We start from the raw sequence: 14,216 nt of genomic DNA, 5'->3' as shown, positions 1-14,216 counted from the left end.
AATATTTTGAGCTTGAAATCAAGGGAAATTGTGTGCTTTTATGTATTATTGATAAATAAACGACAAAATAATAATGGTTGATAGACGGCTATTTATGTCAGCTTTATCATCGCAATATCATTTTTCATTTCCTGCAAAACGGGAGTGCTTCCAGCTATCATTCTTTCAAGATCATCAGCCATTATCCTGGCCCTGAGAGGCCTTGAACTCAGCGAAACAACAACTAAATATACGGGTACATGAAGCACAATTTACAATTCTATCTGCAGGGGCACCTCAGAAGGCTACTACTGGCCGGCCACTGCAGTACATCCTTTCTCTCCTGCCATACTGAAAACAGGACTTAAACAGTCCTCCTGTTGGCATAATACAATTATAACCCCCTCAAAGATCAAAAGCTGATGTTTGAGGATAACCCCCGATCTGGGCGGATGGGATAGTTGTATCATTTTTATAACGCAAATTTTATCTCACCAATTAATATGAAGAGCAATAGTTTTTCAAATTTCTTGAAGGCTTCCACATGCTCTATGGTCATTGTAGTAGGTATACTGGCCATGGGCTGTGAGGTCGATGATTTCACAACCGAAATCAACAATACAAATGCTCCTGAGCTACAAATAGTTGATGATTCCGCAATGGATTCTATCAGTACACAGGTAGCAAACACCATACGGGTTCACGTAGCAGATGCAGACCCGGGACTCAGCTATATTTCCATGGAGTTGAAAGACTCTGCCGGAGATGTGGTGTATGGTAAAGCTGAAAAGCTGACAGGAACAATTGATACGGTAACGTTAAACTTACGGGCTGACTCACTTGAAATAGGTAATCACGTTTTCGAAGTATCTGTACAGGATACAGAAGGGCTTACTACCTCCATATCAAAAACCATTTATGTAAGAGGTGTACAGTCCAATCAGGACCAGATGTTTGTCCTTGGCACACCTAACGAATGGATAGGCACCGACCTCAAAATGAGTCTTGTCACTGATTTTACATGGCGCGTGCCCATGACCATTACGGACACAACAGAATTCAAATTTGCTAATACCCCTGACTGGTCCGGCCAGGATTGGACAGATACGGATTGTGACGGTGTTCTTGAATCAGGTAGCGGAAATATTGCCTGCGGGGCCCAAGGGCGTGTTTTTGTGTACTTTAATGACAACACCTACGAATGGTGGACTGAACCAATCGAATCCAACTATGATGAAATGTACATAATGGGTGATATGAACGGATGGGCAGGCCCGGACCTTCAGATGGCGCTTGTAGAAGATCATCTGTGGCAGATAGAGGGTGTGACCATAGAAGAAGGTAACCAATTCAAATTTGCCAATACCTATACATGGTCCGGTAAGGACTGGGGCGATGGTGGCTGTGACGGTTTTGCCGAAGAAGCTACTGGCGGAGGAGCCAACACCGACTGTAATTTTGACGGTACGTTCACAATTACCTTCAACGACCAGACTACGGCTTACGAACTTATTGAAGAATAAAGGTAGAAACCTGAGAAACCTTTAAATCCAACTCATGAAAACCATTTTTATATATATGAAGAGGTTATCGCTTCTCCTGGTCATGCTGTGCATAAGCGGCGTAGCATGGTCACAGGTAAGGGTAACCGGAAAAGTTACAGACCAGCTCAATGGTGAAGGGCTACCAGGAGTGAACATCCTGGTTAAAGGCACCACAAACGGGGCTGTTACAGACATAGATGGAAACTACTCAATCAATGTAGCTCCTGATGCCACCCTGGTATTCTCTTATGTCGGATATGTGAAGGAAGAAGTGCCTGTGAACAACCGTAGCACCATCGACCTCAACCTGGCACCTGACATTGAGCAACTTTCAGAAGTTGTGGTCGTAGGCTACGGCCAACAGGAGAAGGAAGATGTCACAGGCTCAGTTGTAGAAGTTGATAGCAAGGAATTTAATAAAGGAGCTATTGTATCTCCGGATCAACTAATCAATGGTAAGGTACCTGGAGTAAATATCACCCCGGATAGTGGCGAACCCGGAGGTAAAGTTCAAATCAGGATCCGGGGAGGAACTTCTCTTACGGCTGGTAATGACCCATTATATGTTATTGATGGAGTACCTTTAGAAAACACCACTCAGAACGGAGGCCGAAACCCCCTCAACTTCCTGAACCCTAATGACATAGAATCATTTACGGTATTAAAAGATGCTTCTGCGGCCGCCATTTATGGATCACGTGCGGCAAACGGTGTTATCATCATTACCACAAAGTCCGGAAAAGCCGGTGCCAAACCCAGACTGAACTATGATAGTTGGGTATCATTCTCAAATGCTGTCGATAAGATTGATGTTCTGAATGGTGATCAGTATAGACTAGTGGCTGCTGAAGTTGCTCCTGACCGCACGAACTTATTACTTAATGCTAATACAGACTGGCAGTCGCAAGTGCTTAGAACGGCTGTAGGTCAAAACCATTCATTATCCTTTACAGGAGGAGGTGAAAATACTGGCTACCGTATATCTTTCAATTACCTTGACAAGGAAGGGATTATTGAAACATCGTCGACAAAAAGGACTGGCTTGAATCTAAATTTAAACCAAAGTCTTTTTGATAATACCCTGGATATTTCACTCGGTCTAAAAGGTGCATATACGGAAGATGCTTTTGTAGATGGGGCAGCAATTAGTAATTCAATTGGCTTTGCTCCTACCCAGCCTATTTACGATGTGAACAGCCAGTTTGGAGGGTATTGGGAATGGCCAACTACGTTCGGTACAGCCGTAGGCTTAAACCCTGTTTCAGTACTGGATCAAACAGAGTTTGTGGGTGAAACATATAGAAGCTTGGGTAATATGACCATTTCATATGACCTTCCTTTTATTTCTGGACTTTCGGCCAAAGTAAATCTTGCATACGATGTACTAAAAGGCCAGCGTAGTGACTTCCAGCCATTTACCCTTAGATCCCAATCTGCAGATAGTGGACAGGTGAAGATTGAGAGTATCACGCGTACAATGAAGCTCTTAGAATCCTATCTGAATTACGAGAAAAACCTAAAAGGAATTAATAGCAACATTAAAGCTCTTGCCGGTTACTCATATCAGGACTTTTTTAATGGATTTCCTACAATAACTGCAAGGAGGCTTAGCACAAATATTTTCGGTATTTATAACCCAACTATTGCCGGTGAATATGAAGCCCCCTACTCTGTTCAGGAAAACAGACTGATTTCCTTCTTCGGACGCGTGGATTATGACTTTATGAGCCGGTATTTACTGACGGTAAATGCCCGGTATGATGGATCATCCCGTTTTGGAGATGAAAACCGATGGGGCTTCTTCCCCTCTGCTTCGTTGGGTTGGAGAATCATTGAAGAGCCTTGGATGGATGGTCTTTCCTCCATATTTAATGACCTTAAAGTTAGAGCAGGATGGGGTATTACCGGTAATCAGGAATTTGCAAACTACCAGTATTTTGCCGTATACAGACCAAGTGATCAGTTTACCCAATACCCTCTGGGGGGGGAGCCAATCACAACCATTCGACCCAGCGCTTATAACCCTCAACTTAAGTGGGAGGAAACCACCCAATACAATGTAGGTCTTGATTACAGCTTACTGAATGGAAGGCTGAATGGAACGCTGGATTTCTATCTTAAGCAAACTGATGATCTTCTCTTCAACACCCCTGTTCCTGCCGGTACTAATCTAAGTAACTTTGTAGTTACCAATATCGGCTCTATGGAAAATAAAGGTGTTGAACTCGGGTTAAATGGTATAATCATCGACAAGTCAGATATTAGGTGGGACCTAGGATTTAATGTAGCCTATAATCACAATGAGATAACCAAACTTAATGGTAATACTGACCCTGACTTCCGTGGAGTACCTGTAGGAGATATATCTGGCGGTGTAGGTAATAGAATACAGATATTGTCCGTAGGAGAATCACGTAACACCTTTTATGTATTTGAACATATTCGTGATGAAAACGGAAATCCTCTCGTAGATGGCGTAGACCATAACGATGATGGGGTAGTAGACGATTCTGACTTGTATGTGGATCAGAATGAAGATGGTATTGTAAATGATAGTGATAGAATATACTATAACGACCCATTACCTGATTGGCTTTTTGGTCTCACGTCTAACGTAAATGCTTATAATTTTGACCTATCATTTACCTTAAGAGGTAGTCTGGGAGGGTATGTTTATAACAACTTCGCCTCATTTGCCGGCAACTATAGCCGCCTGACAAATGATATAACTCCAGGTAATATGCATGCTTCCGTATTGGATAACCAATTCGAAGAGCCTCAACTCTTTAGCGATATTTATGTGGAAGATGCTTCATTCCTTCGAATGGACAATATTACGCTGGGCTATACTGTGCCAAATTTGGGTGAAAATGTCAGCCTTCGTGTATATGGCACTGTTCAGAATGCATTTGTTATAACTGATTATTCCGGAATTGATCCTGAAAGCGGAATAGGTGGTATAGACAATGACTTGTATCCCAGGTCAAGGACTTTTCTCATAGGCCTGAACCTTGGACTTTAATTCTTAAGAACTAGCATTGACTAATTATGAATATTATTAAGTATACGGTATTATTTGCACTGGGCCTGACGGTAATTACAGCCTGTACTGACCTAGATGTAGAGCCAAAAGATCTTACCACGGGTAACATCGTATTTGATGATCCTACCCAGTATGAAGCTTTTATTGCCAAGATATATGCCGGATTGGCCGTAACAGGACAGCAAGGTCCTGCAGGTCAACCGGACATTCAGGGGATCGATGAGGGCTTTTCTAGTTATCTTCGTACTTATTGGAAAGCACAAGAGCTTTCAACGGATGAGGCGGTTACAGCGTGGGGTGATCCTGGTATTCAGGACTTCCATAATCATAACTGGACTTCATCTAACCCAATGATCACTGCACTTTATGCCAGATTCTTTTACCAAATCGGATTAACTAATGAATTCCTCAGAGAGTCTACTGACGCCAAACTAGAGGAAAGAGGAATCACGGGTGATCTAAGGGAAGAAATTGAGCAATTCCGTGCAGAAGCACGCTTTTTAAGGGCTTTAAGCTACTGGCATGCTCTTGATATGTTCCGAAATATTCCATTCTTTACTGAAGAAAGTAATTTGGGTGATCTTCCCGAACAAGGCAGTCCTCAGGAAGTCTTTAATTATATAGAATCAGAACTTTTAGCGATTGAATCAGAGCTAGCCGCCCCTGGCACAGGAGCATACGGCAGAGCTGATCAAGCAGCAGCTTGGGCCGTCCTCGCTAAATTGTATCTTAATTCTGAGGTATACGTCAATGAGGACCATTATACTGAAGTTATTGACTTTACAACCAGAATAATAGAATCGGGAGCATATACTCTCCAACCTGAGTATGGGCATTTATTCCTAACGGATAATAATAGCTCACCAGAGATTATTTTTCCTGTACTATTTGATGGCCGATATACCCGGTCTTTCGGTGGGATGACATTTTTGACTCACATGCCCGTAGGTGGATCCATGGATGCTGCAGAGTATGGAATTGATGGTGGTTGGTTCGGTATGAGAGCAACCAGTGCATTAGTTGATCTTTTCCCCACTACTGATGGCACTATAGACGAAAGAAGCGGTCTTTTTTATACTGAAGGCCAGTCACGCGTAATAGAAAATATCAACACGTTTACAGATGGTATAGGAGTAGTAAAATACCGTAATGTATCGTCTGCGGGAGTCCCTGGGGTGAACGCCCTCCATCCTGACACTGACTTTCCTATGTTCCGTTTGGCTGATATTTACCTTATGTATGCAGAGGCTGTACTCAGAGGCGGCGGCGGTAGTGTTAATCAAGCTGTAGACTTCATCAATGAGATCAGAGAGAGAGCGTATAATGACCAGAGTGGTAATATTGCAATTGGTGATCTGGACCTCGACTTCATAATTGATGAAAGAGCTCGTGAGCTTTACTGGGAATGTCATCGAAGAACTGACCTCGTTAGATTCGATCTTTTCAGTGAAAATGGAAGGTGGCCATGGAAAGGGGGGGTTCAGGAAGGACGCACAACAGATGCCTATAGAGATATCTATCCAATACCTTCGAATGAAACGATTGCCAATACCAATCTTGACCAAAACCCTTTTTATTAAAATTGAAAAAGAGGCACCTTGAGGTGCCTCTTTTTAGTATTTCTTTCATATGGTTAAGTACAACCCAATCCATCTGGGTTATTATTAGCCCGATATTAACCACTTTAATATGATCAGAAACTCTACACTACTTTTTTTTCTCATGTTGGTAGTGTGCGGAAATGTGCTGGGACAGGCGTTTACCACCACCCCCTCTTTTCCAAGCCCTGACCAACCGATAACCATTACACTGGACCTTAATCAGGCTCAGGATGATCGCGCAGAGGCTTTGCTAGATTTGTCTCAGAAAGGCGAGCTTTTTCTATGGTCCGGCGTCGGAAACGAAGACCCATTTGAATATACCCCGGAAGAGCAGACTGACTTCGGAGCTGCATTGCCGGAACCATTTGAGTTTACTCCATTAGGAGATGACGTATGGTCGATAACTATCAATGATATTACCAGCTTTTACGGCGTACCAAACGGAACAGAAATTACCCGCATGGGATTTCTTGCTAAGAATACAGCCGGAAATGCTCAAACCGAAGATTTCGTTATCGAATTTGTACAGGGTTTCGCACTGAGAGTTAACGAGCCTGCTTCAGATAATGTGTTTGTAACACCCGGGGGCAATCTGAATATTAGTGCTGAGACGAACCAAACGGCAACTTTTACTGCCACCTTTGAAGGAAACCCGGTAGATACTTATACAGGTACTGAACTGGATTTCACCTTCTCCCCTCCTTCCAGCGGAACTATGGAGATCACCGCAGTAAGTGGCACTTCTGAAAGCCTGAATGCTTCCTTCAATATAGTATTGAGTACGCCCACACAGGTACAGTCACTTCCTGCCGGAGCTGTCCCTGGTATCAATTATAATCAGGCAGATGACACCGAAGCCACATTGGTCCTTCAGGCGCCATTGAAAAACTCTGTTTACGTCGTCGGTGAATTCACCGGCTGGGACATACTTCCTGAATACCAGATGTACAGAGATGGTGAATATTTCTGGACCACAATTACCGGACTCACTCCTGGTCAGGAATATGCCTTCTATTACCTGGTAGATCAAAATATTCGGGTAGCAGATCCTTTTTCAGCAAAAATACTTGATCCTTTTAACGACCCGTATATCCCTGCCTCTGTATATCCTGACCTGAAACCCTACCCTGCAGAAGCCCCTGCAGCAGGTGATGACCGGTTAAGTGTTTTACAGACAGCCCAGGTACCCTACTCCTGGGAGATTAATGACTTTCAGCGCCCCCCCCAGGAAGAGCTGATAGTATATGAATTACTGATACGTGATTTTTTCGGTGATAACTTTGGCGATGGTTCACAATCCTATAGTAACCTTATCGATACCCTCGGTTACCTGGAGAGGCTGGGCGTAAATACCATTGAACTTATGCCGATAATGGAATTTAACGGCAATAACTCCTGGGGTTACAATCCTGCTTTTATGTTTGCAGCCGATAAGTTCTACGGGCCAGCCGATTCTCTCCGGCACTTTATAGACGAGGCACATAAAAGAGGCATGGCCGTAATACTGGACATGGTTCTAAATCAGAACGACTACCCCTCTCCCCTGGTAAAAATGTATTGGGAGGACGGTCAGCCTTCGAATGAAAGCCCCTGGTTTAACCGTACAGCAACCCATCCTTTTAACGTCTTTTTCGACTTTAATCATGAGAGTCCGTACACGGAAGAGTTTGTTGATTCTGTAAACCGCTATTGGCTGGAATCTTTCCGCTTCGATGGCTTCCGCTTTGATCTCAGCAAAGGGTTTACTCAGACCGACTACGGAACGGATGTAGGTGCGTGGAGTTCCCGCGACGAGGGCAGGATTGCCATCCTGAAACGCATGGCCGATCAAATATGGGCATATGACCCCGACGCATATGTTATTCTGGAACACTTTGCTGATAATACCGAAGAGCGTGAATTGGCCAACTATGGCATGATGCTATGGGGAAATATGCACTTTGATTTTGTCCCTGCACTGAATGATCCCAGTAGTACTAACTCCATTCAGGGTTTGTATGCCAGAAACAGAGGGTGGAATGACAACCACCTGGTGGGGTATATCGAAAGTCATGATGAGGAAAGAATCATGTACGAAATGCTCACCTATGGAGGCTCTGAGGGAGACTATGATGTCACTGATCTGAGCACCGCCCTGAACAGGGTAAAAATGGCTGCTGCCTTTCACCTCTTGACTCCCGGCCCTAAAATGATCTGGGAATTCGGCGAAATGGGATTTGATACCTCTATCCAAAAGTGCCCCGACGGCTCCCTCAGCTCAAACTGCCGCATCGACAGAAAAAAGCCGAGGTGGGATTACCTGAATGACCCTGAACGTGCTAAAGTATTCGAGGTTTACCGTAGTATCCTTGACCTCAAAACCGAAAATGGCGCAGTTGCCAGCGGTACCTTTGACTGGAAGCCCTCACAGGAAACCAAGTGGCTTAGCTACACCGGAAGCGAGGGCACACTTATAGTATTAGGTAATTTAGGTCTGACCGAAGATGAGCTAAGGGTACCTTTTCCCGCTATCGGCACATACTATGACTATTTTACCGACGGGGAACTGCAAGTTACATCCACAGGATATACCTTCACCCTGGCCCCCGGTGAGTTTCACATCCTGAGTGACCAGGACCTAAGCCCCACTGCCAGCGACCTGGTTCCTTTCGAGCTGGGTGAAGTAACCGGACTCGGAGATAACAGCGCCAGAAGAGCAGGTATTGTCTCCTACCCAAACCCTGTTGAGGGTAGATTATTCATGGAATGGCCCGTAAATCAAAAGGTAGAAACTATCATCATACGGGACATTATGGGTCGGCCTGTAGCCACCTATACTCCATCAGGTAATAATAGCCTGCAGGTAAATACGTCAACCTTGCCCGAAGGCACCTATTTCATTCAGTATTATACGGAGAACACCGTACTATTGGACCGTTTTCTGAAGAAATAAAAATTGTGCATCTACCCATATTGAAGTTAGAGCAGTTACCGGAATATTTCCGGTAACTGCTTTTTATCCAAACCAAAACTATGCTATTTAAACACTTATTAGTGGCCGTTTTCTCCCTTTCCTTGATAACCGGATGCAACACTGCCGAGCAGCCAGCCGAAGAGCCTGTTAGGGAAATGGCTGCCCAATGGCCTCATGCTATGACTTATGAGATTTTCGTCCAGTCATTTGCAGATAGTGACGGAGACTCCATCGGTGACATCAACGGGATGACACAAAACCTGGCGTATATAAAAAATTTAGGAGCCAAAGCCATCTGGCTTATGCCCATAAGCCCCTCTCCTTCCTACCACAAATACGATATTACAGACTACCAGGCCATCCATGAGGATTACGGTTCCCTGGACGATTTCAAAAATTTTGTAAAAAAGGCCCATGAGCATGACATCAAAGTCATCATTGACCTGGTGGTAAATCATACTGATCAGAATCACCCCTGGTTTCAGAAAGCTATATCAGGATCCGAAAATCCCTACCGCGATTACTATGTGTGGGCAAATGCTGATAGTGTGAGAGAGAGCCTCATTGCAAAGGGTAGAATGGAGGCGAACGCATCCTACATTCCCGAATGGCACACCCGTGAAGGAAATGAAGAGATTTATTACGGTTTTTTCTGGCAGGGCATGCCCGACCTGAATTATAACAACCCCTCTGTAAGAAAAGAAATTACCGAGATCGGTAAGTTCTGGCTTGAAGAGGTAAAAGTAGATGGCTTCCGCCTGGATGCTGCCCTGTATATTTATCCGAAAGATGAGGTGGAAAAGACGGTAGCCTGGTGGGAAGAATTCAGGACAGAGATGGAGAAGGTAAATAAAGATGTATACCTGGTTGGTGAGGTTTGGGCAGACACTGAGATAACAGCTCCTTTTCTAAACGGACTTGATGCCGTATTTAACTTCGACCTGAGTTTCGAGATAGTCAAAACTATCCAAAATGAAGTGGACAGCGGCCTGATCGAAATGCATAATGAAATCCGAAATGCATACAGCACCGAAAACCCTGAATATGTAGATGCGACCTTCCTGACCAACCACGATCAGGACCGGATCATGAGCCAATTAGGTAATTATGAACCGAAAGCCCGGCTGGCAGCAGCCCTACTGATGACCCTGCCCGGTTCACCTTACATTTATTATGGAGAGGAACTGGGTATGCGAGGCAAAAAGCCCGATGAATTTATACGGGAGCCATTTCTGTGGGAACCCGGCCTGACTGAAAAAGAAACCCGCTGGCGGGAAGCTATTTTCAGTACCGAAGGCGTAATCGCCCCGTTAGCTGTTCAAAAACAGGATTCCGGTTCTCTTTACAATGTATACAAGGGGCTGATTACCACACGCAACTATTCAGCACCACTCACCTATGGTAACCTCCAGAAAGTGGATGACGGATCAAATAAGATTATATCTTTTACCAGAAGCCACGAGGACAAATCTGTTTTGGTTATGCACAACCTTAGCGGTGAAGAAAAACAAGTGAAAATCACGACGGAATTATCTGACTATAAGATTATTACATGGAGTTCTGGCAGCTCTGGCATTCAGGGGAATGTAATATTACTGGCACCCTATGGTAGCCTCGTCCTTGGAAAACCTTGAAAAAAGTTTCGAAAATTGTCAAAAAATCCCTCAAAAAGTATCTCCCTTTAATAAATGACAGTAATTTCAGGCTGTCAAATTTGACCTCAGTATGTTTGAATTATCTACACTAGACAAAGTTGTTATCGGGATTTACTTCCTGATCGTATTTGGTATAGCCTGGTGGGCTACATATAAAGAAAAGGTAAATGCCTCCTCATCAGATTACTTCCTAGGGGGAAGAAACCTCGGGTGGTTTGTGATCGGCGCATCCCTTTTTGCTTCAAACATTGGATCGGAGCACCTCATCGGCCTGGCTGGTACAGGGGCCAGTTCCGGGGTAGCCGTCAGCCAGTTTGAGATATTGGCCGGTATTGCCCTGCTCCTGCTAGGCTGGGTCTTCGTGCCTTTCTATATAAAAAGTGGGGTATACACCATGCCCGAATTCCTGGAACGCAGGTATGATGGTGCCTCCCGTATGTACCTGTCCATCATTTCCATTGTAGGATACGTACTTACCAAAATCTCCGTGACCATTGCTGCAGGAGGTATCGTCTTTACTGTAATAGGCGTAGACTTTTGGACCGGCGCCCTTATTATTGTCATCGCTACTGGTATTTATACTATTTTCGGAGGGCTCAAAGCAGTACTGTATACAGACATGATTCAGATGTTTGTCCTCATCGGTGGAGCAATAGCTGTTACCTATATTGGCCTTGAAAAACTGGGTGGGTGGAACGAAATGACAAGCATCGTAGGCCCAAGCTTTATGAGCATGTGGAGACCAACAGATCATCCCGATTTTCCCTGGACGGGAATTATGTTTGGTGCCCCTATTCTAGGTATATGGTATTGGTGTACCGACCAGTTCATCGTACAGCGAGTACTATCGGCCAAAAATGTTTCCGAGGCCAGAAAGGGCACTATATTCGGTGGTTTTCTCAAGATGACACCCCTTTTCATCTTTGTGGTACCAGGTATTATCGCTTACGCCCTTTCACAAAAAGGCTTGTTGAGCCTTGAAGCTGCAGACCAGGCATTACCTGTACTTATTCAAACATTACTGCCTTCTGGTCTTGTGGGGCTTGTTATTGCCGGATTGCTGGCTGCGCTAATGAGTTCGCTATCATCCGTATTTAATTCTACCTCAACCCTTTTTACACTAGATATTTACAAACGATTCGAGCCCAATGCCAGCGAAAGAAAACTCGTGGTGGTAGGTCAAATCGCAACGGCAGTACTAGTAGTAGTAGGGCTACTCTGGATACCTTTTATGAAATATATTAGCGGCCAGATTTTTACATATCTGCAAAGTGTACAAGCCTATATTGCCCCTCCTATCACAGCCGTCTTTCTGTTCGGACTTTTCTTTAAAAGACTAAACGCCACCGGATCTATAGCGGCACTTCTTTCCGGTCTGGTTTTGGGTGCTATCCGTTTCATCACAGAAGTACTCTATAACCTGGAAAAAATTTCACTGGAAGAAGGTAGTTTTATGCATGGCTATGCTACGATGAACTTCCTGCATTTTGCCATCGTCCTGTTTATTATCTGTGTCATTGTACTAATAGCAGTTAGTATGGCCACAGCACCACCTCCTGCAGAAAAAGTAGAAGGCATTACATACGATCGCAAAGCAGCAAAAACTGCCGAAACCGGTAAAGGAACCGATATCGCACTATCTATTCTGCTCGCTATTATTATTATCGGCTTGTGGATATACTTCAGTTAGACACTAAAGTAGAACAGTGAAGAAAAAGAGGCTGTCTCAAAAGGCAGCCTCTTTTTTTTGGAGTTGGCCATAAAAAAAGCGAGGGCATTACTACCCCCGCTTTCCAAGATGTGATATCTTGAGTTGTGTCAATAAGCGAAAAGATAGTTTTTAAAGACTACAACCCCAAGCAAATTATGCTTTTACCTCCGAGCCTGGAGGAGTTAATAGAGGCAGACCATCCAGTTCGGGTGGTCAACGAAGTGGTCGATCGTCTTGATATTGCCCCTCTATTGACTGGTTATAAGCCTGGCGGTACATCAGTATATCATCCAAGGATGCTGCTTAAAATATTGATTTACGGGTATATGAGTAATATCTACTCTACCCGCAAGTTGGAGGCAGCTATTGGTCAAAACGTTCACTTCATGTGGTTGGCAGGTATGAACAAGCCTGACCATAACACTATTGCCCGTTTTCGATGCGATCGGTTGAAAGATAGCCTGAAGGTGATCTTTGCTCAGATTGTAATGTTCTTAGTTGATGAGGGCCTACTGGACTTAAAGACAGTTTACACCGACGGCACCAAGATAGAAGCCCAGGCTAATCGCTACACGTTTGTGTGGGGCAGGTCTATTAAGACCAATACCGAAAAGATAAGCCAACAGCTTGAAGAGTTGTGGGACTATACCCAGCGGGTGGCAGAAGACGAGTTATATCAGGAAAAGCCTGATTTTAGCAAAATCGATGCTCGAAAGGTTAGTGATACTATTGATAGGATTGACCAGGCACTCACGGGCAAGAAGATAGCAAAAGGGAAGAGGCAGAAGCTTACCTATGCACGAAAAAACTGGCCTGGGAAGCTGGCTGAATACCAGCAGAAGCAAGCTATACTGGGACAACGAAACAGCTATTCAAAGACTGACCACGATGCAACCTTTATGATGATGAAGGAAGACCATATGCGAAATGGACAGCTCAAGCCGGGCTATAACCTTCAGATCAGCACCTCCAATCAATACTTGGTAAACTACACGATCCATCAAAATCCTACCGACACCCTAACGTTACAACCCCATCTTAAGAACTATCAGCAGTTATATAACACCCTGCCTGACACTATATGCGCTGATGCAGGATATGGTAGCGAAGAGAACTATGACTATCTGAAAGATAAAGTAGAGAAGGCCTATGTAAAGTATAATTACTTCCATAAGGAGCAAACCAGAAAATGGAAGCAAGACATATCTAAATCTCAGAACCTGCATTACAACGAAGAGCAGGATAAGATCTATTGCCCGGCAGGCCAGCCAATGGATCATATAGGAAAGCGAAAAACAAAAACTAAGTCGGGTTATGAACAAACTTATGCACAATATCAGGCCAGAAACTGCCTGGAGTGTCCATTAAGGAGCGGTTGTTTTAAAGCAAAAGGCAACCGGATAGTTGAGATCAATCATAACCTTAGAACTCACAAGCAAAAAGTGCGGGATATGCTTATGAGTGACCAGGGAATAGCTCATCGCAAGCAGCGACCGGCAGATGTAGAAACTGTGTTCGCAGCCATCAAACACAACCGGGGCTTCCGCAGATTTATGATGCGGGGAACAGAGAAAGTCGAAATAGAAGCCGGACTACTGGCTATTGCACATAACCTGCTCAAAAAGGCTTCATAGAGAGCCTGTTTTCTTCGCCAAAAGAAAACAGATCATCAATAGCATTTACAGCAGATGAGCCTGGAAAGAAAAAAGTAAAGGCTGCCTCAACACTTT

7 protein-coding genes are annotated in these 14,216 nt (G+C 44.2%); all 7 read left to right on the top strand.

The annotated features are described in order from the left end of the window. Positions 1–530: 530 nt before the first annotated feature. Complete coding sequence (locus tag AB9P05_RS18040; RefSeq protein ID WP_371910236.1) at positions 531–1,502, top strand: hypothetical protein; 972 nt, start codon at positions 531–533, stop codon at positions 1,500–1,502. 55 nt (positions 1,503–1,557) lie between these two features. Continuing rightward, positions 1,558–4,545 carry a SusC/RagA family TonB-linked outer membrane protein gene (locus AB9P05_RS18035; RefSeq protein WP_371910235.1) on the top strand — a complete coding sequence of 996 codons (2,988 nt, stop codon included), beginning with the start codon at positions 1,558–1,560 and terminating at the stop codon, positions 4,543–4,545. A gap of 26 nt (positions 4,546–4,571) precedes the next feature. Then, complete coding sequence (locus AB9P05_RS18030) at positions 4,572–6,146, top strand: RagB/SusD family nutrient uptake outer membrane protein (RefSeq protein WP_371910234.1); 1,575 nt, start codon at positions 4,572–4,574, stop codon at positions 6,144–6,146. Between the two features lie 109 nt (positions 6,147–6,255). Continuing rightward, positions 6,256–9,099 carry an alpha-amylase family glycosyl hydrolase gene (locus tag AB9P05_RS18025; protein WP_371910233.1) on the top strand — a complete coding sequence of 948 codons (2,844 nt, stop codon included), beginning with the start codon at positions 6,256–6,258 and terminating at the stop codon, positions 9,097–9,099. Positions 9,100–9,179: 80 nt separating this feature from the next. Beyond that, entirely contained in the window at positions 9,180–10,754 is a 1,575-nt protein-coding gene (locus AB9P05_RS18020; protein ID WP_371910232.1) for an alpha-amylase family glycosyl hydrolase, read from the top strand. A 91-nt stretch (positions 10,755–10,845) separates the two neighbouring features. Then, positions 10,846–12,465 carry a sodium:solute symporter gene (locus AB9P05_RS18015; protein WP_371910231.1) on the top strand — a complete coding sequence of 540 codons (1,620 nt, stop codon included), beginning with the start codon at positions 10,846–10,848 and terminating at the stop codon, positions 12,463–12,465. 131 nt (positions 12,466–12,596) lie between these two features. Continuing rightward, positions 12,597–14,120, top strand: a complete 1,524-nt coding sequence (locus tag AB9P05_RS18010; protein ID WP_371911333.1) for an IS1182 family transposase — start codon at positions 12,597–12,599, stop codon at positions 14,118–14,120. The last annotated feature ends 96 nt before the right edge of the window (positions 14,121–14,216 follow it).

The sequence above is a fragment of the Roseivirga sp. BDSF3-8 genome, from assembly GCF_041449215.1.
GTDB lineage: Bacteria > Bacteroidota > Bacteroidia > Cytophagales > Cyclobacteriaceae > JBGNFV01.
This window is presented reverse-complemented; position numbering and strand designations above follow the sequence as displayed.